Annotated in this window: 20 protein-coding genes and 5 pseudogenes; 17 read left to right on the top strand and 8 right to left on the bottom strand. The window is 64.3% G+C overall.

The features are described 5' to 3' along the window. Window positions 1-16: 16 nt before the first annotated feature. From HWY30_RS02000 to HWY30_RS01985, 4 genes are read left to right on the top strand one after another with little or no spacing between them, the layout of a single operon-like run. Window positions 17-394 (top strand): hypothetical protein, encoded by a 378-nt coding sequence (locus HWY30_RS02000; protein WP_018424046.1) that lies wholly within the window; start codon window positions 17-19, stop codon window positions 392-394. 4 nt (window positions 395-398) lie between these two features. After that, window positions 399-917 carry a nuclear transport factor 2 family protein gene (locus HWY30_RS01995; protein WP_090810339.1) on the top strand — a complete coding sequence of 173 codons (519 nt, stop codon included), beginning with the start codon at window positions 399-401 and terminating at the stop codon, window positions 915-917. Beyond that, window positions 914-2,056: an amidase gene (locus tag HWY30_RS01990; RefSeq protein WP_090808174.1), complete on the top strand. Its 1,143-nt coding sequence runs from the start codon at window positions 914-916 to the stop codon at window positions 2,054-2,056. Before HWY30_RS01995 ends, HWY30_RS01990 begins: the two co-directional genes overlap by 4 nt. A gap of 22 nt (window positions 2,057-2,078) precedes the next feature. Next, window positions 2,079-2,822: an SDR family NAD(P)-dependent oxidoreductase gene (locus tag HWY30_RS01985; protein WP_090808176.1), complete on the top strand. Its 744-nt coding sequence runs from the start codon at window positions 2,079-2,081 to the stop codon at window positions 2,820-2,822. A gap of 28 nt (window positions 2,823-2,850) precedes the next feature. On the opposite strand, the pseudogene HWY30_RS01980 reads toward HWY30_RS01985, so the two are convergent. Next, window positions 2,851-3,180 (bottom strand): annotated as a pseudogene (locus HWY30_RS01980) (response regulator transcription factor); the annotation flags it as partial. Between HWY30_RS01980 and HWY30_RS01975 the strand changes: the two are divergent. Beyond that, window positions 3,172-3,300: pseudogene (locus HWY30_RS01975) on the top strand (4-hydroxyphenylacetate 3-monooxygenase reductase subunit); the annotation flags it as partial. The pseudogenes HWY30_RS01980 and HWY30_RS01975 overlap by 9 nt on opposite strands. Window positions 3,301-3,419: 119 nt before the next feature. Here the strand turns inward: HWY30_RS01975 and HWY30_RS01970 are convergent. The 3 genes from HWY30_RS01970 to HWY30_RS01965 all read right to left on the bottom strand — a co-directional run bounded on the left by HWY30_RS01970 (window position 3,420) and on the right by HWY30_RS01965 (window position 6,359). Continuing rightward, a complete protein-coding gene (locus tag HWY30_RS01970; RefSeq protein WP_090808178.1) occupies window positions 3,420-5,066 on the bottom strand; it encodes an NRAMP family divalent metal transporter in 1,647 nt (548 codons plus the stop codon). Window positions 5,067-5,112: 46 nt separating this feature from the next. Beyond that, on the bottom strand, window positions 5,113-5,247 hold the full coding sequence (locus HWY30_RS42415) for a hypothetical protein (RefSeq protein WP_018424053.1): 135 nt from the start codon (window positions 5,245-5,247) through the stop codon (window positions 5,113-5,115). Between the two features lie 731 nt (window positions 5,248-5,978). After that, window positions 5,979-6,359 (bottom strand): BON domain-containing protein, encoded by a 381-nt coding sequence (locus HWY30_RS01965; RefSeq protein WP_090808180.1) that lies wholly within the window; start codon window positions 6,357-6,359, stop codon window positions 5,979-5,981. A gap of 326 nt (window positions 6,360-6,685) precedes the next feature. On the opposite strand from HWY30_RS01965, the gene HWY30_RS01960 reads away from it, so the two are divergent. After that, window positions 6,686-6,892 carry a hypothetical protein gene (locus HWY30_RS01960; protein ID WP_143037235.1) on the top strand — a complete coding sequence of 69 codons (207 nt, stop codon included), beginning with the start codon at window positions 6,686-6,688 and terminating at the stop codon, window positions 6,890-6,892. A 391-nt stretch (window positions 6,893-7,283) separates the two neighbouring features. Here the strand turns inward: HWY30_RS01960 and HWY30_RS01955 are convergent, their stop codons facing one another. Continuing rightward, complete coding sequence (locus HWY30_RS01955; protein WP_090808185.1) at window positions 7,284-8,042, bottom strand: SDR family oxidoreductase; 759 nt, start codon at window positions 8,040-8,042, stop codon at window positions 7,284-7,286. Window positions 8,043-8,095: 53 nt separating this feature from the next. Beyond that, entirely contained in the window at window positions 8,096-9,058 is a 963-nt protein-coding gene (locus tag HWY30_RS01950) for a GlxA family transcriptional regulator (RefSeq protein ID WP_090808187.1), read from the bottom strand. Window positions 9,059-9,321: 263 nt separating this feature from the next. Between HWY30_RS01950 and HWY30_RS01945 the strand changes: the two genes are divergently transcribed. The 6 genes and pseudogenes from HWY30_RS01945 to HWY30_RS01920 form a co-directional block, all read left to right on the top strand. Continuing rightward, entirely contained in the window at window positions 9,322-9,963 is a 642-nt protein-coding gene (locus HWY30_RS01945; protein ID WP_090808189.1) for an HD domain-containing protein, read from the top strand. Window positions 9,964-10,030: 67 nt separating this feature from the next. Beyond that, window positions 10,031-10,315, top strand: coding sequence for a YlcI/YnfO family protein (locus tag HWY30_RS01940; protein ID WP_090808191.1), 285 nt, complete (start codon window positions 10,031-10,033; stop codon window positions 10,313-10,315). Then, a complete protein-coding gene (locus HWY30_RS01935) occupies window positions 10,312-10,620 on the top strand; it encodes a type II toxin-antitoxin system RelE/ParE family toxin (protein WP_090808193.1) in 309 nt (102 codons plus the stop codon). Before HWY30_RS01940 ends, HWY30_RS01935 begins: the two co-directional genes overlap by 4 nt. Window positions 10,621-10,641: 21 nt before the next feature. After that, window positions 10,642-10,878: pseudogene (locus HWY30_RS01930) on the top strand (LysR family transcriptional regulator); the annotation flags it as partial. Continuing rightward, window positions 10,871-11,329 (top strand): annotated as a pseudogene (locus HWY30_RS01925) (beta/alpha barrel domain-containing protein); the annotation flags it as partial. The pseudogenes HWY30_RS01930 and HWY30_RS01925, both read left to right, overlap by 8 nt. Beyond that, window positions 11,323-11,478 (top strand): annotated as a pseudogene (locus tag HWY30_RS01920) (MFS transporter); the annotation flags it as partial. The pseudogenes HWY30_RS01925 and HWY30_RS01920, both read left to right, overlap by 7 nt. Window positions 11,479-11,871: 393 nt before the next feature. On the opposite strand, the gene HWY30_RS01915 reads toward HWY30_RS01920, so the two are convergent. After that, on the bottom strand, window positions 11,872-12,603 hold the full coding sequence (locus tag HWY30_RS01915) for a GntR family transcriptional regulator (protein WP_090808195.1): 732 nt from the start codon (window positions 12,601-12,603) through the stop codon (window positions 11,872-11,874). A gap of 170 nt (window positions 12,604-12,773) precedes the next feature. On the opposite strand from HWY30_RS01915, the gene HWY30_RS01910 reads away from it, so the two are divergent. The 4 genes from HWY30_RS01910 to HWY30_RS01895 all read left to right on the top strand — a co-directional run bounded on the left by HWY30_RS01910 (window position 12,774) and on the right by HWY30_RS01895 (window position 19,269). Beyond that, window positions 12,774-13,994 (top strand): pyridoxal-phosphate-dependent aminotransferase family protein, encoded by a 1,221-nt coding sequence (locus HWY30_RS01910; RefSeq protein ID WP_090808197.1) that lies wholly within the window; start codon window positions 12,774-12,776, stop codon window positions 13,992-13,994. A 155-nt stretch (window positions 13,995-14,149) separates the two neighbouring features. Beyond that, entirely contained in the window at window positions 14,150-15,436 is a 1,287-nt protein-coding gene (locus tag HWY30_RS01905; RefSeq protein ID WP_090808199.1) for an MFS transporter, read from the top strand. 3 nt (window positions 15,437-15,439) lie between these two features. Further along, the gene (locus HWY30_RS01900; protein ID WP_090808202.1) at window positions 15,440-16,189 is read left to right on the top strand and encodes a 2-keto-4-pentenoate hydratase; all 750 of its coding nucleotides are present in this window, start codon (window positions 15,440-15,442) and stop codon (window positions 16,187-16,189) included. A gap of 47 nt (window positions 16,190-16,236) precedes the next feature. Beyond that, window positions 16,237-19,269 (top strand): FAD-binding and (Fe-S)-binding domain-containing protein, encoded by a 3,033-nt coding sequence (locus tag HWY30_RS01895; RefSeq protein WP_090808204.1) that lies wholly within the window; start codon window positions 16,237-16,239, stop codon window positions 19,267-19,269. A gap of 38 nt (window positions 19,270-19,307) precedes the next feature. On the opposite strand, the gene HWY30_RS01890 is transcribed toward HWY30_RS01895, so the two are convergent. Then, window positions 19,308-20,183, bottom strand: a complete 876-nt coding sequence (locus HWY30_RS01890) for a helix-turn-helix domain-containing protein (protein ID WP_090808206.1) — start codon at window positions 20,181-20,183, stop codon at window positions 19,308-19,310. Between the two features lie 235 nt (window positions 20,184-20,418). Between HWY30_RS01890 and HWY30_RS01885 the strand changes: the two genes are divergently transcribed. After that, entirely contained in the window at window positions 20,419-21,321 is a 903-nt protein-coding gene (locus HWY30_RS01885; protein ID WP_090808208.1) for a DMT family transporter, read from the top strand. The last annotated feature ends 77 nt before the right edge of the window (window positions 21,322-21,398 follow it).

Raw genomic sequence — 21,398 nt, 5'->3', positions numbered from 1 at the left:
ACCAAGGAACGTTCCCATGAGCGACAACCGAAACCTGCCTTTGCGTGTGCTGTTCTGCTGCGGCGTCTCGCAGAACTTCTTCGACTTGCCGCGCGAACAGATCGGCGAAGTGTGGCAAGCGTACGGCAAGATGCTGAACGCGATCGAAGCGATGGAAAACGTGCGCGTGCTGGGCGTGATGGACGACGATCGGCTCGTGGTCGGCAACGCCGATGGCGCGCCGTGGACGTTCTACATCATGGCCGACGTCGCCGACTTCGATACCGCGGTGGCCGTGTGCAATCTGTATCGGACGACGCCGGTCGGCGACTACAACCTGTGGCGCTACGGCAAGATCGAGGCGCGCGTGGGCCGTGCGCTGACGGTGCCGCCAGCGGTCTCCAACCATGCGTGACGCGATGACCGATCCGGCTATCGACGCGCTGCTCGCGCGCGTCAAAGCGCTAGAAGCACAGAACGCGGTGCGTAAGACGATCGCGCGCTACATGGCGCTGTGCGATGTGCCCATGCGCGCGCTCGAAGGCGAGGCGCTCGCCGCGCTGTTCGCCGAAGACGCGATCTGGGAAGGCATCGGCCCGCAGTACGCGAACAAGTTCGGGCGTCTCGAAGGGCCGGCGCAGATCGTCGCGATGCTGCAGCGTTATCTGCCGCCCACGCCGCACTTCGCGACCAATGCCCACTTTCTGACTGCGGAGCATATCGAAGTGAACGGCGACACGGCGAAGGGTCGCTGGATCATGTTGCAGGCTTCGGGTTATGTCGATGCGAAAGCGGAACTGATCGCGGCGCGCCTCGAAATCGACTTCGTGGCCGCCACTCACGATGCGGACGCGACATGGCTGATCCGCCATTTCCGTACCGAGCGTCTTTTCGATGCACCGTGGCAAGTCAACCCGGCCCAGGGAGTTTCGGCATGAGCGCATTTCTGCAGACATTCGATCTGAGCGCGACGGACAGCGCCGACGCGCCGACGATTGCGATCAAGGACAGCATCGACGTCGCCGGCTACGCGACGACAGCGGCAAGCCGCGCGCTTGCCGACGCACCGCTTGCATCGGAGCACGCCGAAGTCGTGCGGCGTTTGCTCGACGCCGGCTGGCGCGTCACTGGCAAGACCAACATGCACGAACTCGCGTTCGGCATGACCGGCATCAACGACTTTTCCGGCACGCCGGTCAATCCGCAGGACGAGGCACGCATTCCGGGCGGATCGTCGAGCGGGTCCGCGTCGGCGGTCGGGCAGAAGTTCGTGGACGCCGCGCTCGGTACCGACACCGGTGGCTCGGTCCGCGGCCCGGCCGCATGCTGCGGCGTTATCGGCCTGAAGCCGACGTTCGGCCGCGTGTCGCGGCACGGCGTGGCGCCGCGCGTCACGACACTCGACTGCGTTGGACCGTTTACGCGCGAGACGGACACGCTGATTCGCGTGATGACGGCGATCGATCCTTCGTTTCGCGCTGACGATGCGCGTCGAGACGTTTCGCAGTTGCGCATTGGCATGGTCGCAGTCGACGCGGATGACGACATCGCCAAAGCAATCGCTGACGCGGTCGGAAAGTCCGAACTCGCCGTACAAGCGATCGAACTCGCGTCGCTGAAGGACGCATTCACGGCCGGCCTCGCGGTGATCAACGCGGAGACATCGCGCGCATTCGGCCATCTGGTGGCAAGCGGCAAGCTCGGCGCCGATATCGAAGCGCGCCTGCGCGCGGCCGCGGCCACGAGCGCCGCCGATCTCGACGCGGCGGAACGCGTGCGCCGCACCTTCACCGACGAAGTGGACCGCGCGCTCGACCGGGTCGACGTACTCGTGCTGCCGACGCTGCCCTCATTGCCGATCACGCTCGAAGCGGCACGCGCCGGCACGTCGGTGATCGGCATGTCGTCGTTGATCCGGCCGTTCAACCTGAGCGGGCATCCGGCGCTGAGCCTGCCCGTTCCGATCGAACGCTCGACGCTGAAGGCGGGCCTGCAAATCATCGGTCGCAAGAACGACGACGAAACGGTGTGCGCGGTCGCCGCGCACCTCGAAGCGCGCCTCGGGCAATCCGCCTGAACGCAATCAAGGAGTCAGCAACATGTCGAACAGAATCGCGCTCGTGACGGGCGCCGCGCGCGGACTTGGCGCCGTCGTCGCGCGTCGTTTTCACGAAGCAGGCTACAGGGTCGCGCTGGCCGATATCGCGATCGAACCCGCGCAAGCGCTCGCGCATGAACTCAGCAGCGACGGCTCGAGCGCCTGCGCAATCCGGCTCGACGTCACGCGCAAGGCGGACTTCGAAGCGGCGCGCGACGCGTTGCTCGAACGTTGGGGCGGCGTGGACGCGCTCGTCAACAATGCGGGCGCCTCGAAGGTCGTGCCCGTGATGGACATTACCGCCGAGCAGTTCGATCAGGTCATCAACGTGAATCTGCGCAGCGTGCTGTTCGGCTGCCAGGTATTCGGGCAGTACTTCGCGCAGCGCGGCGTGGGCCGCATCGTCAATATCGCGTCGCTGGCGGGGCAGAATGGCGGCTCGGCAACGGGCGCGCACTATGCGGCCGCGAAGGGCGGCGTACTGACGTTGACCAAGGTCTTCGCGCGCGATCTCGCCGCGCGCGGTGTGACAGTCAACGCGATCTCGCCGGGGCCGCTCGATTTGCCGATCGTTCACGAGAGCGTGGCGGCGGACAAGCTGGCAAAAGTGATCGAAGCGATACCGGTCGGCAAGCTCGGGGCCGCGTCGTATGTTGCCGATGTCGCGGTGATGCTCGCTTCCGGTGACGCTTATTTCGCCAATGGCGCGTGCTGGGACGTCAACGGCGGCCTGTACATGCGCTGATGCGTCTGCAAGGGCCGAGGCGGCCGGGTCATTCCGGCCGCTCGTCCGGCGGGCTCCACACTTCGGGCACGCGGCGCACGAGGGGCGGAATCGACGAAGCGCCGAGCTTTTCCTTGATGCTCGCGCGATGCACGTCCACGGTTTTCACACTGATCGACAGGTCCGCCGCAATGACCTTGCTCGGCTTCCCCTCGATCAAACCGTGCAGCACTTCCTTCTCGCGCGACGTGAGCGAGTTGATCCGCTCACGCAGTTCGAGTTGGCGCATGTGTTTCGCGTGACGCTGGGACGCGAGTTTCATTGCGCGTTGAATGCGCTCGAGCATCTGCTGCGAGTTGTACGGCTTCTCGACGAAGTCGGCTCGGACTCGGTCATGTTCGTGAAGACCACGCAGATTCGCGTGCGCGCCGACGGCGACAGCCTGATTTACTTCGACCGGAATTTTCACCGGGTGCCGCGCGCGTGGAAGGGGCAATGAGTCATTTGAAGCGCTGCCGGCCAGCTCGGGCTCCGGCAGCGCTTAAGTTGTCGCTCCGGACATGGCTCCCGTAAAACCTCACCATTGCCCGGACCTCCTGGAACTCCTCACCATTCGAACTACTTCAGCAACGCCATCTGCACGACCTTGACGATCACGAGCGCGATCGCGAGCAGCAGATAGCCGCGCAGCACGCCCATCCATACGCGTTTGGCGAGCGTCAGACGCGGCGGCGGCAGTTCGTCGAGCGGCGGCATGCGCCACGTGTTGCGCGCGTCCTTCGTATAGACCGGAGCCGGCTCGGCCGCGGACTCGCCGCGCAGCTTGCGCATCCCGAAGCTCGCCACATACCCGACGACCGCGAGCAACGTGCCGCCCGCCAGGACTTCGACGATCGTTTCCGCCGCGATGTCCGGATAGATCACCGACGCGGTCAGGATGATCGACAGCATCACGAGCACCCAGATCACCGCGCCGGTAAACAGATTGAGCTTCTTCGAATTGGCCCACGGACCGAGCACCGCGCGATCGTTGCACAGCAGCAGCAGGAACACGGTCGCGCTCGGCAGCAGTACGCCGGCGAGCGTCTGCACCGCTTCGGTCAACAGACCGAGCGGGCTGCCTGGAATCAGCACCAATGCCGCGGCGGCCGCGACGATCGCGAAGTACACGACGTAGAAGCCCTTCGCATCCGACACGCTACGGTGCAGCGAATGGCGGATCTTGAACACGTCGCCGATCGCATAGGCGGTCGATAGCGACACAGCCGCCGCGCCGATCACGCAAGCGTCGAACAGCGCGATCGCGAACAGCACGGCCGAGGTACGTCCCGCGTATCTCTCGAGACCGGCGATCACACCGCCCGCGTCCGTGAAGTTGCCGAACCCGGGCCGTCCGTCGAACAGCGCCGCGCTGAACGAGATCATCGCGACCGCGCCGATCAGTACGAACACGATGCCGATCCACAGGTCGGCTTTTTCGTAGTTCATGAAGCGCGGCGTGATGCGCTTGTCGACCACATAGCTCTGCTGGAAGAACAGCTGCCACGGAGCAACCGTCGTGCCGACGATGCCGATTACGAGCAGCATCACGTCGGACAGCTTCGAGTGCGCGGGCCAGTTCGGAATGAAGAAGTCGCGCGCGATCTGGCCGACCGGCGGGTGAATCGACACGAGCACCGGCACGAGCAGCAGGCTCAACACGCACAGCGCGACCGCGAAACGCTCGAAGCGGCGGAAGTCGCCGGTGCTGACGGCGGCCATCGTCAGCGCCGCGGCGATACACACGCCCGCGATCTTCGAGACGCCGAAGAAGTCGAGCACGAACGTGATGCCGATGAATTCCGTCACGATGGTTAGCGCGTTCAGCAGGAACAGATCGACGACGCTGAACGCGCCCCAGAACTTGCCGAAGCGCTCGAAAATAAGCCGCGCGTGGCCCACGCCCGTGACCGCACCGAGCCGCAACACCATCTCCTGATTGACGAACAGCACCGGCACCAGCAACAGCATGGTCCACAGTAACGTAGTGCCGTAGTTCTGGCCGGCCTGCGTGTAGATGCCGAATGCGCCCGCGTCGTTGTCGCCGACCATCACGATCAGACCGGGGCCGAGGATCGCGAGCAGCGTGCGCAGGCGCGCCCACCAGCTCGTGCGTGGCGCGATGTCATGGTGAGCGATCGTGCCGAGCGCGCCCTTGATATCGCCGACGTGTGCCGAATCGAGCACGGCGCTGCGCGCGGAGGAAATGTTCGTCGGAGTAGACATGTCGTTCTCTCCTGGTTGTATTTGTCGAAGGTCGGATCGCGAAACGCTATGCCACGCGCGACATCACGCGACGGCAGAAGGCGATGAACGGATGCGGTGCGTGCAGCACGAGCATGCCGTCGTAATGGGCGCGCGATTCCTGCACACGCGGGAACTGCGAAAGAAGGAGGCCGAATTGCATGAGGGATCTCCGGGCGCCGGTTTCGACGCGCTGGTGGAAAGCCAGCAGACACGGAGGCCGCGTATGTCCGGGCGCGGCGGTGGAGGTCTACTCGCTTTCCTCAGTTGATAGAACGGGGAAGCGGCATAAGGGATAACTGTCACTGTCGGGCATGGCGGCTCCTTGTCGGTGTGTAGCGGGGACTGCGTTCGAGCGTCTGAAGCGTTCGCTACGCACGCTCGCTACACGTTCGCTACGCATGTGTTTATCCACGCGTTCGCGCGCATTGCGTTGAACTGTTTGCGTTGACTGACAACGCGCGCGCAAACGCGACCGCAAGCGCAAGGCTCGCGATGCGACGCCGTATCGGCGCGGGAACGCGCGTGAACGCGGCGTTCCTGTCATGCGGATACGACGTTACTTTAGGTGCACGGGAAGAAACTGCGGCGCGCACCGTCTGCCAACTGGCAAGACGGCGGCTGATGAAGAGAGCGCGGACGTCCTGCCGGTCAGGCAGCGAATCTGTTCGAAAGTCGGCTACTGCAGGTGTCCAAGGCACGAGCCCCATCGGTGATGATTTTTGAATTCTAGGGTTCGCCTTCCGCCGAGGTCAACCTGTTTCTTAAGCAGAGCAGAAAAAATGTGCGGCGCGCGACGGTGGGCACTTTGAATGACATGCGGGTCGAGGCCGATATAGGGGGGAGGTCGAACAGGCGGCACCGATCCGTCCGGCCGATGCCACCACGCCGTGCTCACTGATTGGCGCGCCGTCGCTCGGTCAGCCGGTTATGCACGCTTCTGACGCCGCGAACCGATCGCGCGGCGTTGCCGGCTCGCGCGATTTGCGATTGCCGCGGCACGGTGCCGGTCAGCGTAACGATGCCGTGACGCGCTTCGACACGGATGTTCGCCGAATTGAGGTTCGTGGTGCGCGTGAAAGCGCGGCGGACGTCGCGGACGATTGCGCTGTCGGACCGGTTGTTGTTCCGGTTCGAAGCCGCTGGGACCGACTGGCTTTGCATCGACGCATCGTTCGGCATCTCGCGCGTCTGTGCGTTTGCATAGGTCGCGCAAGTCGCGATGGCCACCGCGAACAGTGCACCGAGGATTCTGCTCGCGCCGTTTGTTTTCATTCTTCCTCCTTTGCCGGTTTGTCAGGAACTGCCGTTCGAGCCGCGTGCTGCCAGCGGGGAAGAGGCGGCGCAACGCACTACCGCCTCGCGACGAGTCATCGACCGTCGGCCCCGATTATATTCTGCGGCGCACGCGCCGATACTGATAGGTGAGAAGATTCGGGAGCCGCCGAGGTGAGAATATGCGCACCTGTACGCGCACTTCAAAATTGAAGGTGAGGGAATTCGGGAGTCGCCTGGACGGCGCTACAAATTGCGAATGGTTTCCTCTGAAACTCATATCGCATTCCCAACGTTGCTTCCTTCTCGTCAGGTTCGTCGACGCGATGAAGAACGTCGTCGCGGTGCGTGGGGCTGAAGAACGTGCCGATCGAATGAACGTGGCGCGTGTGCATCGCGTCAAAGGTGAGGACTTTCGGGAGTCGCGCGCGGGCGGTTCTTTTGCAACTAACCGGCCGGGCCAGGAACCGCACAAACCGCGCGGCAAGAGGCTCGCGGGAATGCGCGCATTCATGCCTGTCAGCCATAGGTGAGGATATTCGGGAGCCGTCGATGCTGTATCGGGCGACGGCCCGTCGTGCTGACGTACAAAACGCGCTTCATGCAGTCGCCAATCATGGCATCCGTCGCGGTGACCGTGCGCCGGCTGTGTAACGTAAGTCGTTGAATGTCCAGGCGATCTGCCGCGTGCGCGGCCGGCATCGGCGAAGCGATCCGGCTGCGTTCGATCAAAGGTGAGGGATTTCGGGAGCGGTGTGTGAGCGCCGCAATGCGCTCGCTGAAATGCCTCCTCGAGTCCTCTTTTCACCTCAAAGGTGAGGCTTTTCGGGAGAAACGACGACGGTAGCTGACGCCGATCCGCCACTGCTCCGTGCTTGAGGTGAGGATTTTCGGGAGCGCAAATACCCGGCAGCAATAGCCCGTTCAGGCCGATTTCGCGATCTCGCGAATGTCCGCGACCGGCGTCTGCCCGAACGCATCGCTGAGCGCATAGTCGATCAGCTGCGCCGCGCATTGCTCGGGCGTCGACAGTTGGCCGTTGCGCTTCAGCTCGTCGAAGCGCTGGCGCATCGGGAACTGCTCTTCGCCGCTACCGCGAATTTGCGCCTGCATGTCCGTATCGATCACACCCGGCGCGAGGCTGCAGATGCGCAGCGCGCGATTCGCGTCGAGCGCGACGGCGCGCGCGTGATGATCGAGCGCGGCCTTGGTCGCGCAGTAGATGCTCCAGCCCGGATACGCGTTGCGCGCCGCGCCGCTCGAAATGTGCACGATGCGGCGGTCGGTTGCGTCGACGGCCGCGGCGGCGAGCGCGCTCGCGAGCATCAGCGGCGTCGCGACGTTCAGGCTCACCGCGTCCGCGACGCTCGCGGCGTCCTGTCCTTCGATGGGCCCGATCGGCTGCATCATGCCCGCGTTGTTGATCAGCAGCACCGTCTGCGCGCCGCGCACGAAGTTGCTCAGTGCGTCGGTGGCGATCCATTGCGCGACGCGTGCGGGCTCGGCCAGCGGCAGCTCGATCTCTTCGAGCCGCGCGGCAAAGCGCGCCTTCAGCGCGGCATGCCGCGAGCGCGACATACCCAGCACCGTGACGTTGCGCGCGAGCAGTTGTTCGGCGAGCGCCGCGCCCAGGCCGCGCGTATGGCCGGTGACGATCGCGCGAATCGGAGAAGAGGAGGTCATGTCGTTCCTGGTGATCGTTGACGTGCAGAGTCGACGATTTTCTCACGCCTTATTCAGACCGGGCGAAAGCGCTCGCGATACTGCGTCGGCGTCACGCCAAGCCGCTTCGTAAACACGATGCGCATGCGGTCGGCGGTGCCGAAGCCGCAATCGTAGGCGATCGTCTTCAGCGCCGCGGCGCTGCTTTCGAGCAGCTTGCGTGCGGCATCCACGTGCGCGCGTTCGACGAATTCATGCGGCGTCACGCCGGTTTCCTGCACGAACACGCGCGCGAAGTTACGCGCGCTCATGCCCGCGACGTCGGCGAGTTGCTTGACGGTGAAGCTGTCATGGATACGCGCCATCACGTGCGCCTGCACTTTCGCGGCGGGCGAGGTGTCGTCGGCGGGCGCGGTCAGATAGGGGCTGAATTGCGACTGACCGCCTTGCCGCTGCGCGAACACGACGAGCCGCTTGGCGACCGCGAGCGCGCTATGCGCACCGTGATCCTCGGCCACCAGCGCGAGCGACAGATCGATGCCGGCCGTCACGCCCGCAGAGGTGACCAGCGGCCCGTCGCGCAGATAGATGCGATCGAAGTCGACCCGCGCGCGCGGAAACTGCGCGGCGAGTTGCGCGGCGTGCTGCCAGTGCGTCGTCACATGGCGCCCATCGAGCAGGCCCGCGTGACCGAGCGCGAAAGCGCCGGTGCAGATCGAGCCGTAGCGAGCGCAACGTGTCGCGACGTTGGCGAGCCAGTCGAGCAGGCGCGCGTCCGGCACTTCGTTGCGCGGTAGCGCGGGGCCGCCGGCGACGAGCGCGAGATCGAACGGTTCGCGCGACTGCTCGAAGGTCGCGTCCGCCACCAGCGTCATCCCGTTCGATGCGCGCAGCGGCGCCGGGTCCGCGGCCAGCAGCTTGACCTCGTAGTGCCGCGTGGGCGCGACGAAGCGGTTCGCTTCGGAGAACACGTCGACGGGACCGGCGACGTCGAGTGCCTGCACTCCTGGGAAGATCGCGATCACGACGGTGGGCATCGGATGACTTCCTTTGACGGGGAACGTGAAGGGCACGCCGCGGCAGTCAACGCTGTGCGTTTGGCAGTGTTCAACGGCTCGCGACAATTGTTCGCGGCGCCGCGCTGGCCAATACTGGATCGGTCGGACGCGCGGTCTCACAGGCAGGCGACAGGCATCGACATCACGGCGCGGACCAGCATACCAAAACGCGCTCTGAAGCGGCGGCGCGCGTCCCGTTGATTACTTTCACATTCACGTTCGCATACGAAGGAGTACGCCGCATGACTACGACGATCGCAGGTATCCAGATTCCCGACAGCATGATGGCGCGTGAAGCCACCGAGCTCGTGCGCGACACCGAAACGGAGTTGCTGTATCACCATTCGCGGCGCGTGTTTCTGTTCGGCGCGCTGGCCGGGCAATGCAAGCAGCTGAAGTACGACCCCGAACTGCTGTACATCGGCGCGATGTTTCACGACATGGGTCTCGTCGCGCCATACAGCAGCGAGCAGGAGCGCTTCGAAGTCGACGGCGCGAATGCCGCGCGTGAATTTCTGCGGCGGCATCGGATCGGCGAGGACGACATCGAGCAGGTGTGGACCGCGATCGCGCTGCACACGACACCAGGCATTCCGCAGCATATGAAGCCGGTGATCGCGCTCGTCACGGCGGGTGTCGAAATGGACGTGCTCGGCCTCGCCTACGACGAATTCAGCGAACAGCAACGGGAGGAAGTCACCCATGCGCATCCGCGCGGCGCGCACTTCAAGGAAGGTATCATCGATGCGTTCGCGCACGGCACGATCCACAAGCCGCACACGACGTTCGGCAACGTGAAGGCCGACGTGCTCGCGCTGAAAGACCCGCATTATCATCGCGAGAATTTCTGCACGATGATTCTGGGTTCGGCGTGGAAGTCGTGAAGGGCTGCTTGCGGCAGACATGAGGTAGCGCGATAATGCATCGCTAATGCGATGCATGGAGAGAACGATGAAAAGCGCTACTTTCCCGTCGGTTCGGGTCAAGCCCGAGCTGCGGGCCGCGGCCGAGGACGTGCTGCAGGACGGCGAAAGCCTGTCCAGTTTCGTCGAGCAGGCGATCCGCGACAACATCGCGCGGCGCCTGAATGTGCGTGAATTCGTCGTGCGAGGGCTCGAGTCGCGTGCTGAAGCGAAGCAAAGCGGCGACTACGTATCGGCCGACGACGTGCTCGCCGGTCTTGAAACGCGGCTCCGCGAAGCAAAAACGAAGGCCCGCGCGAAGAAGCACCGATGACGTATCAGGTTCGTTTCACACGCGCAGCGGCGGCGGACCTGCAGAGACTGTACGATTTCATCCTCGAGCGGGACGACACGGATTTCCCGCTCGCCGAACGCGCGTTGCAAGCCATCCGCGATGGTATCGCCACGCTGCGTACGTCGCCGTTCACTTGCCGAAAGGTTCAGCGCGATACGCCGTTTTTGCGCGAGCTGCTGATCCCATTCGGTCGCGCGGGCTACGTCTCGCTGTTCGAAATCGACGACAGCCAAACCGTGACCGTGTTGGCGGTGCGCCATCAGCTAGAGGATGATTATCACTGACCGAACTTTCGTCGCCGCGCCATGGTCATCAAAAATCTTCTCCGCAAGCTCGACCTCACCACGTTGCAGCTTTTTCTCGCCGTCTTCGAAGAGGGCACGCTCACGCGCGCCGCCGAGCGCGAGGCGATCGCCGTGTCCGCCGCCAGCAAGCGGCTGGTCGAACTCGAACAGGCGGTCGGCGCGTCGCTATTCCAGCGCAACGCGCGCGGCATGACGCTGACGCCGGCCGGAGAAACGCTGTCGCATCACGCGCGCCGACGAACTGAACCTCGTGATGTCCGCGAGTTAGACGCATAACCGCGCGAACATGCGCATGAGCTGCGAGTCGTCGCTCGCGGCGTTCGACGACATCGTGCGTTGCGCGATGGCCGCGGGCGTGCGGCTCAACGCGACCGTGGCGACCGCGTTCGGCTGTCCGTTCGAAGGGCGCATCGACGAAGACCGCGTGATCGGCATCGTCGACGCGTATCGCGAGATGGGCATCGAGGGCATCACCGTCGCCGATATCACCGGTATGGCGAATCCGCGCCAGGTGGCGCGACTTGTCAGGCGCACGCTCGAGCGGCTGCCGGCCGCCGCGCTCACGCTGCACTTTCATAACACGCGCGGCCTCGGTCTCGCCAACGTGCTCGCCGCGTATGAAACCGGCGTGCGCCGTTTCGACGCGGCGCTCGGCGGGCTTGGCGGCTGCCCGTTCGCGCCGGGATCGTGAGCCCGGTGATGGTCGGACGTGTGAAGGATCTGACCGGCAGCACGACGCCGGCGCTGTATGTGATCGGCGCGATGAGCGTGGTGTGCGCGCTGATCGTGCTGTATGGGTTGCCGGAGTCGTTGCGCAGTCGTGAAACGACGCAGTGAAATCGAGGGTGGAGGGCGCGGCCGTTGGCTTGCATCGCGTGAGGTGCCGCGCCGCTGCCCGCTCCCGCATCCGCGCACGATAGGCCTGCCGTATCAAACACTTGGCAGGCCTGTGCGCAGGTTGTCCACAAGCTTGTTCCCAAATTATGTGGACAACTGGACTTCGAGGTCGGCGTGAGTGAAACGGCATCCTTGCGAAGCCCACTCGCCAGTATCACGGACTCCATAGCGACGCTCACTGCCTACGCGTGCACCGCGCGCGGATAGTTCTCATGCTTCAAGCACTTAAGCTCGCTGTGCGAAGGTTGTCCACAGGCTTGCCAACAATTTAGGTGGACAAGTTTTGTTGCCGACGGAGTGGCGAGGAGCGGGATTCGGCATCAGTTGTCCGCATCACGCCTTCAACCCGGAGGCCGAAGCGACCACCTCCTCCTGCGCCTGCACCTGCAAAACCGCATCCCGCTTATCGAGCAGATGCTGCCGCAAAATCGCGCTGAGCTTCTTGCCGTCGCGAGCCTCGAGCGCCTTCAGCATTTCATCGTGATCGTGAATCGCGCGGTCCCACTTCGGCGTCTGATAGTTCGAGCGAAAGCGTAGCGCCTGCAGCCGCCGGTTGACCGACACATACGTCTGCCGCAGCGCCGAATTTCTCGCCGCTTCGTTGATCTTGTCGTGGATCGCCTGGTTGCGACTGTAGTAGCCCGGCAGATCGTTCTGCGCGCGGCACGCCAGCATCGCGTAATGCAGCGCCTTGATCTCTGCGAGTTCAGCCGCGGTGATGCGCTCGGCCGCGAGTTCGCCGGAAAACGCTTCGAGGCCGCTCATCAATTCGAAGGTTTCGCGCACCTCCGCTTCCGACATCTTCGATACCGACGCGCCCCGGTTCGGCGAAATCTCGATCAGACCTTCGGCAGCCAGCACCTTCAGCGCCTCGCGCAGCGGCGTGCGCGAAATGCCGAGCGTTTCGCACAACTCCCGCTCGTTCAGTTTCTTGCCGGGCTCCAGCGCTCCCTCGACGATAAAGCGGCGGATGTGCTCCACCACCGTGTCGTGCAGGCGCTGACGCTCGACCTTCGGCATCAGCGGGGCAGCGGTCAGACCCGCGTCGAAATCCGAATTTTGCATACAAAAATCCTCAGCTTCACATGAACTGGATTTTATCGGAACCATATCAATTAGTTAATCCATGCGCACATGCGGGTAAACACGGGCCTTAAAGGCCAATTTTCGTCTTGGGAGCATCACGGTTCGTCTGATATAGTTTTTTGCATGCAAAATTCAATTGGAGGGGTCCGATGCTGAAGCTAGATTTTCATCCCGCTGGCCGTCATTTCCTGCAGATTCCGGGGCCGAGTCCGGTGCCGGATCGCATCCTTCGAGCGATGAGCTATCCGACCATCGACCATCGCGGACCCGAATTCGGCGAGCTGGGTCTCAAGGTGCTCGACGGCATCAAGAAGATTTTCAAGACGCAGCAGCCGGTCGTCATCTATCCGGCGTCCGGCACGGGCGCATGGGAAGCCGCATTGTCGAATACGCTGAGCCCCGGCGATCACGTGCTGATGTTCGAGACCGGCCACTTCGCGACGTTGTGGAAAAAAATGGCCGAGCAGCTCGGCCTGAAGCCCGAATTCCTGGGGTTGCCAGGCATCGAAGGCTGGCGGCGCGGCGTGCAGCCGCAGATGATCGAAGAGCGTCTGCGCGCCGACACGCAGCATGCAATCAAGGCGGTCTGCGTCGTGCACAATGAAACCTCGACCGGCGTCACGTCCGACATCCCCGCCGTGCGTCGCGCGATCGACGCCGCGGGCCATCCGGCGCTGCTGCTCGTCGACACGATCTCCGGTCTCGCGTGCGCTGATTATCGTCACGACGAGTGGGGTGTCGACGTGACCGTGTCGGGCTCGCAAAAGGGCTTGATGCTGCCGCCGGGCATCAGCTTCAACGCGATCTCGCCGAAGGCGATGGCCGCCAGCCAGCACGCGAAGCTGCCGCGCAGCTTCTGGGACTGGGCGGAAATCGTCGAGATGAACAAATCCGGCTACTGGCCGTACACGCCGAACACGAACCTGCTGTACGGGCTGCATGAAGCGATCGAAATGATACTCGGCGAAGGGCTCGACAACGTGTTCGCGCGCCACGAGCGGCTTGCCGAAGCGACGCGCCGCGCGGTGCGCGCGTGGGGGCTCGAAATCCAGTGCGCCGATCCCGCCGTCTATAGCCCGGTGCTGACGGGCGTGATGATGCCCGATGGTGTCGATGCCGACGCGGTGCGCAAGCTGATCTACGAACGCTTCGACATGTCGCTCGGCACGGGCCTCGGCAAGATGAAAGGCCGCATGTTCCGCATCGGCCATCTTGGCGATTGCAACGATCTGATGCTGCTCGCGACACTGGCTGGCTGCGAAATGGGTCTGCGGCTTGCTAGCGTGCCGCTCAAGGAAAGCGGCATGCCGGCCGCGATGGAGTGGCTGAGCCAGGCACCGAAGACGTCGGGATTGAAGGCCGCGGCCTGATTGTCGGGCGCAGGGAGCGCTTCCCTCATCGAGCCGCGCGCAGAACGCGGCCAGAACAACATGCAATGCGTCCATAGCGGCTCTCGCGGCCGACGGGCGACGAACGCAGCGCGCCACTTCAGGCGCGCCGTCGACACATGCCATGGAGAGAGACGATGAAGCGGTTTCGTTTGACCAGTGCGACCAGTATCGTTCTAGTGATGCTCTGCATCATGTACTTCATCACGTACCTCGATCGCGTGAACGTCAGCACCGCTGCCGCGGGTTTCGGCAAGGAATTCAATCTCACGCATACGCAGGTCGGCCTCGTGTTCTCGGCCTTCGCGTATCCGTATCTGCTGTTTCAGGTGATCGGCGGCTGGGTCAGCGATCGCTTCGGCGCGCGACGCACGCTGCTGTTCTGCGGCGCGATCTGGGGTCTCGCGACAGTGCTCACGGGCTTCGCGGGCGGGCTCGCTTCGTTGCTCGCCGCGCGGCTCGTGCTCGGTTTCGGTGAAGGCGCGACATTCCCGGCTGCAACGTCGGCGATGTCGCGCTGGGTCGCGAAAGAAAAGCGCGGCTTCGCGCAGGGCATCACGCACGCGGCGTCGCGAGTCGGCAACGCGGTCGCGCCGGCGCTCATCGTGATCGTGATGACCAACTGGGGCTGGCGCGAATCGTTCTTTATCTGCGGCGCGCTGAGTCTGGTGTGGGTGGTCACGTGGGCGCTCACGTTCACCGAGCATCCGAAAGATCATCCGCGCATTACGTCCGAGGAACTCGCGGTGCTGCCCACGCCGAAGCCGAAGGTCTCCGGCCTGCCGTGGGGCAAGCTGTTTCGCCGCATGACGCCGGTCACGATCGTCTACTTCTGCTACGGCTGGACGCTGTGGCTGTTCCTGAGCTGGATTCCGCTGTACTTCCTGCATAACCACCATCTGGAATTGAAGAAGTCGGCGATCTTCGCGTCGGTCGTGTTCTTCGCGGGCGTGATTGGCGACACGCTCGGCGGCATCGTCACCGATGCGATCTTCAAGCGCACCGGCAGCCTCAAACGCGCGCGCAGCTGGATGGTGTCGGTGTGCATGCTGTTCTGCCTGCTGTCGCTGATTCCTCTGATGTTCACGCATGACCTGACGCTGTCGATTGCCTGTCTCGCGTCGGGCTTCTTCTTCGCCGAGATGACGATCGGCCCGATGTGGGCGATCCCGATGGATATCGCGCCGGACTTCTCCGGCACCGCGAGCGGCATGATGAACACGGGCTCGGCGCTCGCCGCGATCATCTCGCCGGTGATGGGCGGCTTTCTGATCGACCGCTTTGGCAACTGGGATCTGCCGTTCGTGGGCAGCATGTTGCTGATGGGCATCGGCGTCGTGCTCGCGTTCCGCATGCAGCCCGAGAGCCGCTTCGAAGTTGGCGCGTCGGAGAAGGCGCACGTTTCCACCCGGATGGGCGTGTAAAACATGACTTCATCATTGAGTCAGCTGCTTGCCGATGCGCGTCGCAATCGCACGGTGCTCGATACGTTGCCGCCGGAGCTGCTTCCTTCCGATGCCGACGCGGCCTACGCAATCCAGCACGAAATCTTGAGCGCGTGCGGCGCGCGAATCGGCGGCTGGAAGATCGGCGCGAAATCGGCGAGCGGACCGATTCAAGGCGCGCCATTGCCCGACACCGATCTGCACGCCGACGGCGCGCGTCTGTCGCGCGAAGGCTTCGCGCCGCTCGGGCTCGAACTCGAAGTCGCGTTCCGTTTCGGCCGGCGTTTCGAGCCGTCCACGAAACCGTACCGCGAGGACGAAGTGCTCGCGGGCATCGGCTCGATCGGCGCGACCATCGAGATCGTCGCGAGCCGCTATGCCGCGTGGCCCGCCATCGACAAACTCGCGCAGCTCGCGGACCTGCAAAATCACGGTGCGCTGATCGTCGGTGAATTCACACGGTATCGCGAGGATTTTCCGTTCGTCGCGCCGTCGCTGCGCTTCGCGTTCAACGCAGGCAATGTCGTCGAAACGACGCCCGCGAATCCGGCCGGCGATCCGCGGCGGCTGTTGACGTGGCTCGTCAATCACGCGAGTTCGCGCGGCATTGCGGTGACGCGGGAGATGGTGATCACCGCCGGTTCGTACACCGGCATGTTCTTTCCGCGCGAGGCGGGCGACGTGAGCGGGCATATCGAAGGACTCGCGCCGGTGCATCTGACGCTGTACTAGGTAATTCGAGCTGCGCGGTTCAGGCGCGCTCCTCACAGGCCGACGAAATGACGAATCCCACTGCGGGCTTGCTCGTCAAGCCGATCCATCTGGTCCCCTCCGCCGCGCGCGCAACGAGTCCGCTCGCGCAGCATCTGCGCAAAGCGCTGCGCGGCGACGTGCTGTTCGATCTCGCCAGCCGCGGCCGCTACGCGACCGATGCGTCGATCTATCAGATCACGCCGGTCGGCGTCGTGGTGCCGCGCGATCAGGACGATCTGCGCATCGCGCTCGAGATCGCGCGCAGCGAGAAAGTACCGCTGCTCGCGCGCGGCGCGGGCACGAGCCAGTGTGGGCAGACGGTCGGCGAAGCGCTGGTGGTCGATACGAGCAAGTGGCTCAACAACATCGTCGCGTTCGATGCCGACGCGCGCACCGTGACGGTCGAGCCCGGCGTCGTGCTCGATCATCTGAACGCGTGGCTGAAGCCGCATGGACTGTGGTTCCCGGTCGATGTATCGACGGCTGCCCAGTGCACGATCGGCGGCATGGCCGGCAACAACTCGTGCGGCTCGCGCTCGATCGAGTACGGCAACATGGTGCACAACGTCGAGGCGATCGACGCGATTCTCGCCGACGGCAGCGAAGCGCGCTTCGCGTCGCTGCGCGAGCCGCCGCAAGGTGAGCGCTTGCAGCAGATCGTCGCGGGCGTCACGCGGATCGCGCAGCGCGAGCGTGACGAAATCATTGCGCGCGTGCCGAAGGTGCTGCGCCGCGTCGCGGGCTACAACATCGATCTGTTCGATTGCCAGAATCCGCGCGCGTATACCGATGACGGCAGCGCGAACCTCGCGCATCTGCTGGTCGGCTCGGAAGGCACGCTCGCATTCAGCCGGCAGATCACGTTGAAGCTCGCGCCGCTGCCCGCGCACAAGGCGCTTGGCGTGGTCAACTTTCCTACCTTCCGGCAGTCGATGGCGCTCACGCAGCACATCGTCAAGCTGAAGCCGGTCGCTGTCGAACTCGTCGATCGCACGATGATCGATCTGGCGTTGAGCAATCCCGCGTTTCGTCCGGTGATCGAGAAGGCGCTGGTCGGCGAGCCGCAGGCGATTCTGCTCGTCGAATTCGCGGGCGAGGATCGCGACGCGCAGCTCGCGTCGCTGAAGCAGCTCACGGAGTTGATGGGCGAGTTGGGCCTGCCCGATGCGGTCGTCGAGATGCCGGACGCAAATGCGCAAAAAGCGCTGTGGGAAGTGCGCAAGGCTGGTCTCAACATCATGATGAGCATGAAGGGTGACGGCAAGCCGGTGTCTTTCATCGAAGATTGCGCGGTGCCGCTCGAACATCTGGCCGACTACACGAGCCGGCTGACCGACGTGTTTCATCGCCACGGCACCGAAGGCACGTGGTACGCGCATGCGAGCGTCGGTACGCTGCACGTGCGGCCGATTCTCGACATGCGCCGCGACGGCGCGACGAAAATGCGCGCGATCGCCGAGGAAGCGGCCGCGCTCGTGCGTGAGTACAAGGGCGCGTATTCCGGCGAGCATGGCGATGGGCTATGCCGTGGCGAATGGGTCGCATGGCAATACGGGCCGCGGCTCAACCAGGCGTTCAGCGAGATCAAGGCGTTGTTCGATCCGGACAACCGCTTCAATCCCGACAAGATCGTGCGTCCGCCGAAGATGGACGACGCGCGCAATTTCCGCTTTGCGCCGGGCTATCGCGAACAGCGCATCGAAACGGCGCTCGACTGGTCGACGTGGAACGTGAAGCGCGACCCGCTGACGGGAGAAGAAAGCGCGCCCGGCAGCGGCGACGATCTGAGCGGCGGCCTCGCGAAAGCGGTCGAGATGTGCAACAACAACGGCCACTGTCGCAAGTTCGACGCGGGCACGATGTGCCCGAGCTATCGCGTGACGAAGGACGAGCAACATTTGACGCGCGGGCGGGCCAACACGTTGCGGCTCGCGATTTCGGGGCAGCTCGGCGAAAGCGGGCTCGCGAGCGATGACGTGAAGGAAACGCTCGACCTGTGCGTATCGTGCAAGGGCTGCAAGCGCGATTGCCCGACCGGCGTCGATATGGCGAAGTTCAAGATCGAGGCGCGGGCGGCGCGTGTCAAGACGCATGGGGTGCGGCTGCGCGACAGGCTCGTCGCGTTCATGCCGCGCTATGCGGGCGCGGCGAGCCGCATGCCGAGGCTGCTGGCGCTCGCGGACAACGTGCCGGTGCTGTCGACGTGGTTCAAGCGCTCGGTCGGCTTCGCGACCGAGCGGAGTTTGCCGCGGTTCAAGAAGGCGTTTCTGGCCGATGCGGTGTCCGCGAAGCCTGCACGCAACGCTGCGCAGGCGTGCGCGCTGAAAGAAGTCCTGCTGTTCGTCGATACCTTCAACAATCACCTCGAGCCCGACAACGCGCGCGCCGCGCAACAGGTGCTCGAAGCGGCGGGCTACACGGTCCACTTCAGTGCACGCCCGGGAGAGCGTCCCGTGTGTTGCGGCCGCACGTTTCTCGCGGCGGGTCTCGTCGACGAAGCGAAAGAGGAAGCGCGGCGCATGCTCGAGCTGTTCAGGCCGTTCGTCGAACGTGGCGTGCCGGTGGTGGGGTTGGAGCCATCGTGTCTGCTGTCGTTGCGCGATGAATTCCTGCAGTACGGTTTCGGCGAAGAGGCGCAGCGCCTCGCGCGGCACGCGTTTCTATTCGAGGAATTCCTCGTGCGCGAAGAAAAGGCCGGACGATTGCAGCTCGAATTGAAGCCGCTGCCGATGCAGCAGGCACTCGTGCACGGCCACTGCCATCAGAAGGCGTTCGACGCATTCACGCCGGTGCAGACCGTGCTGAAGTGGATTCCCGAATTGAAGGTATCGACGGTCGAATCGTCGTGCTGCGGCATGGCCGGCAGCTTCGGCTATGAAGCGGAGCACTACGCGAGCTCGCAGGCGATGGCCGAGCTGTCGCTGCTACCCGCGGTGCGCAAGCTGGACGCGGCCACGCTGATGGTCGCCGACGGGACTAGCTGCCGGCATCAGATTCACGACGGCGCGGGCGTCGACGCGATCCACGTCGCGCGCGTGCTGGCGATGGCGCTGCGATGACGCGGAGCTAACCGCAAAGCGAAACTCAAACGCGAATCTCAAACACCGATAGCCTGCCGGAACCCACTCGGCGTCACCCCGACAGCCTCGCGAAACCGGTGACTAAAGTGACTCGCGTTTGCATAGCCGCACTGCCCGGCGATCTGCGCGAGCGGCAACGTCGTCGTGCGCAGCAGCGTGCGCGCGCGATCGAGCCGCTGCCGCGCGATCCAGGCGGCGGGCGGCAACCCGAACGACTCGCGAAACATCCGCGCAAGATGAAACTCCGACAGCGCCGCGACACCCGACAACTCCCCGAGCGTCAACGGCTGCGCAAGATGAATGTCGATATAGTCGCGCAGGCGGCGCCGCGTCGCGGCCGACAGCCCGCCTTTCAGCGCCACGTTCGCGCGCCGTACGCCTTGGCCGCGCAATAGCAGGCTCAGCACTTCGTGCGCGGTCTCGTTGGTGCGCAGCAGACCGTCGGGACTTTCCCACTCCTCGTTGACGAGCGACTGACACAGACTCGCAATGCGCGGGTCCTCGAAATAGGTGCGATCGGCGAGCGTCAGTTCGCGCGGTTCGCGGTCGAGCTCCTGCACCGCGCGTCGCGTGAAGTGCTCGGGCAGGAAGTACAGATGCATGAAGTGCATGTGGCCGCGCACCCACCAGCGCGATTCGTGATCGCCGGGCAGTGCGCACAGCCGCGACGGCGCGCCGTAGTGGCCCGGCATTTTCTGGCGCTCGGTGCGATAGCCGCCGTCCAGATAGCACGACAGCGTGTGATGGCCGGGCCGTTCGTAGACGGTCTCGTCCTCCTTCGTGTCGCGCGTCCATAGCGCGATCGCGAGTCCGTCGCCGAGCCACGCGAAGCGGTCCAGATGCGCGTTCGCACTGGCCAGCGTGTGACAGACCGACTGGAGGCCAAAAGGCATGCCGGCGGTGGATATCACGGGGACGGACGGGGTGGGGTTCACGGCGGCGCGCGGAGGTTTTCCGGTGTACGGTGGTGGTTGAGCGGCCAGTATACGGCGCGTCCCGTCAGCCTGCGCATCGGCGCGAAAAAGTGCGCAATTTTGGACAATTGCGGGCGGCGGCGCGGTTCCATAGTCGGGCTTTCTTCCATGCTGCGCGTCATCGCAGTTCGTCATTGCAGTCTGAGGCCCGACCATGAATCTCCTCCTTTACGCCATCACCGTGCTGATCTGGGGCACCACGTGGATCGCAATCAAATGGCAACTCGGCGCGGTGCCGCCACCGGTATCGATTGCGTGGCGTTTCTGGATCGCCGCGCTGCTGATGTTCGCACTGGCGCGCATCATGCGCCGCCCGATCTGGCCGCCGCGCGACGCCTGGCGCTACCTCGCCGCGCAGGGTCTCGCGCTGTTCTGCCTGAATTTCCTGTGCTTCTACTACGCCGAACAGCTCGTGCCGAGCGGGCTCGTCGCGGTGGTGTTCTCGACCGCGCCACTGCTGAACTCGATCAACGGGCGGCTGTTCATGGGCCGGCCTCTGCAGCCGAGCGCGATTGCGGGTGCGTTGCTTGGGCTCGTCGGCATCGTCTGTCTGTTCGTGCAGCAGATGGCCGGGCATCTCGGCGACCACACCGCTTGGCTCGGGCTCGGCGTCGCGTTTCTCGGCACGCTGTGCTTCTCGGCCGGCAACCTGCTGTCGAGCCGCATGCAGTCGATGGGCCTGCATCCGTTCGCGACCAACAGCTGGGCGATGCTGATCGGTGCTGCCGTCCTGACGCTCGGTAGTCTGTTCGCCGGCTATTCGTTCGCGGTGGAACCGTCGGCGCGCTATCTCGGTGCGCTCGCGTATCTCGTGGTGTTCGGCTCGGTGATCGGCTTTACGGCGTACTTGATGCTCGTCGGCCGTATGGGCCCGGAGCGGGCCGCCTATTGCACGGTGCTGTTTCCGATCGTCGCGCTCGCGGCATCGACGCTGTTCGAGGGCTATCGGTGGTCAGCGCTCGCGGTGGTCGGTCTATTGCTCGTGGTGGCCGGCAATCTGGTGGCGTTCGATCTGACGCGGCGGATTTTCGAGCGTCGCCGGGCAGCGCGGACATGATGAGCGTCTCGCTCAAGGTGAGGATTTACAGGAGCAGAAAAAGCAACTGAATCTCTGATCGGTGAGTCTTTACGGGA

Source organism: Paraburkholderia tuberum STM678 (assembly GCF_902833905.1).
Classification (GTDB): domain Bacteria; phylum Pseudomonadota; class Gammaproteobacteria; order Burkholderiales; family Burkholderiaceae; genus Paraburkholderia; species Paraburkholderia tuberum.
Note: the sequence above shows the minus strand (reverse complement) of the source record. Positions and strands in the feature narration are given on the sequence as shown.

Bases quoted from the DNA above. Each gene is read 5' to 3' on its own strand.
- HWY30_RS02000 (WP_018424046.1), top strand. From the start codon at position 17: ATGAGCGACAACCGAAACCTGCCTTTGCGTGTGCTGTTCTGCTGCGGC.
- HWY30_RS01965 (WP_090808180.1), bottom strand. From the start codon at position 6,359: ATGAAAACAAACGGCGCGAGCAGAATCCTCGGTGCACTGTTCGCGGTG.
- HWY30_RS01905 (WP_090808199.1), top strand. From the start codon at position 14,150: ATGAAGCGGTTTCGTTTGACCAGTGCGACCAGTATCGTTCTAGTGATG.
- HWY30_RS01970 (WP_090808178.1), bottom strand. From the start codon at position 5,066: ATGTCTACTCCGACGAACATTTCCTCCGCGCGCAGCGCCGTGCTCGAT.
- HWY30_RS01955 (WP_090808185.1), bottom strand. From the start codon at position 8,042: ATGACCTCCTCTTCTCCGATTCGCGCGATCGTCACCGGCCATACGCGC.
- HWY30_RS01950 (WP_090808187.1), bottom strand. From the start codon at position 9,058: ATGCCCACCGTCGTGATCGCGATCTTCCCAGGAGTGCAGGCACTCGAC.
- HWY30_RS01890 (WP_090808206.1), bottom strand. From the start codon at position 20,183: ATGCCTTTTGGCCTCCAGTCGGTCTGTCACACGCTGGCCAGTGCGAAC.
- HWY30_RS01895 (WP_090808204.1), top strand. From the start codon at position 16,237: ATGACGAATCCCACTGCGGGCTTGCTCGTCAAGCCGATCCATCTGGTC.
- HWY30_RS01940 (WP_090808191.1), top strand. From the start codon at position 10,031: ATGAAAAGCGCTACTTTCCCGTCGGTTCGGGTCAAGCCCGAGCTGCGG.
- HWY30_RS01900 (WP_090808202.1), top strand. From the start codon at position 15,440: ATGACTTCATCATTGAGTCAGCTGCTTGCCGATGCGCGTCGCAATCGC.
- HWY30_RS42415 (WP_018424053.1), bottom strand. From the start codon at position 5,247: ATGCAATTCGGCCTCCTTCTTTCGCAGTTCCCGCGTGTGCAGGAATCG.
- HWY30_RS01995 (WP_090810339.1), top strand. From the start codon at position 399: ATGACCGATCCGGCTATCGACGCGCTGCTCGCGCGCGTCAAAGCGCTA.
- HWY30_RS01985 (WP_090808176.1), top strand. From the start codon at position 2,079: ATGTCGAACAGAATCGCGCTCGTGACGGGCGCCGCGCGCGGACTTGGC.
- HWY30_RS01910 (WP_090808197.1), top strand. From the start codon at position 12,774: ATGCTGAAGCTAGATTTTCATCCCGCTGGCCGTCATTTCCTGCAGATT.
- HWY30_RS01990 (WP_090808174.1), top strand. From the start codon at position 914: ATGAGCGCATTTCTGCAGACATTCGATCTGAGCGCGACGGACAGCGCC.
- HWY30_RS01915 (WP_090808195.1), bottom strand. From the start codon at position 12,603: ATGCAAAATTCGGATTTCGACGCGGGTCTGACCGCTGCCCCGCTGATG.
- HWY30_RS01885 (WP_090808208.1), top strand. From the start codon at position 20,419: ATGAATCTCCTCCTTTACGCCATCACCGTGCTGATCTGGGGCACCACG.
- HWY30_RS01935 (WP_090808193.1), top strand. From the start codon at position 10,312: ATGACGTATCAGGTTCGTTTCACACGCGCAGCGGCGGCGGACCTGCAG.
- HWY30_RS01945 (WP_090808189.1), top strand. From the start codon at position 9,322: ATGACTACGACGATCGCAGGTATCCAGATTCCCGACAGCATGATGGCG.
- HWY30_RS01960 (WP_143037235.1), top strand. From the start codon at position 6,686: ATGAAGAACGTCGTCGCGGTGCGTGGGGCTGAAGAACGTGCCGATCGA.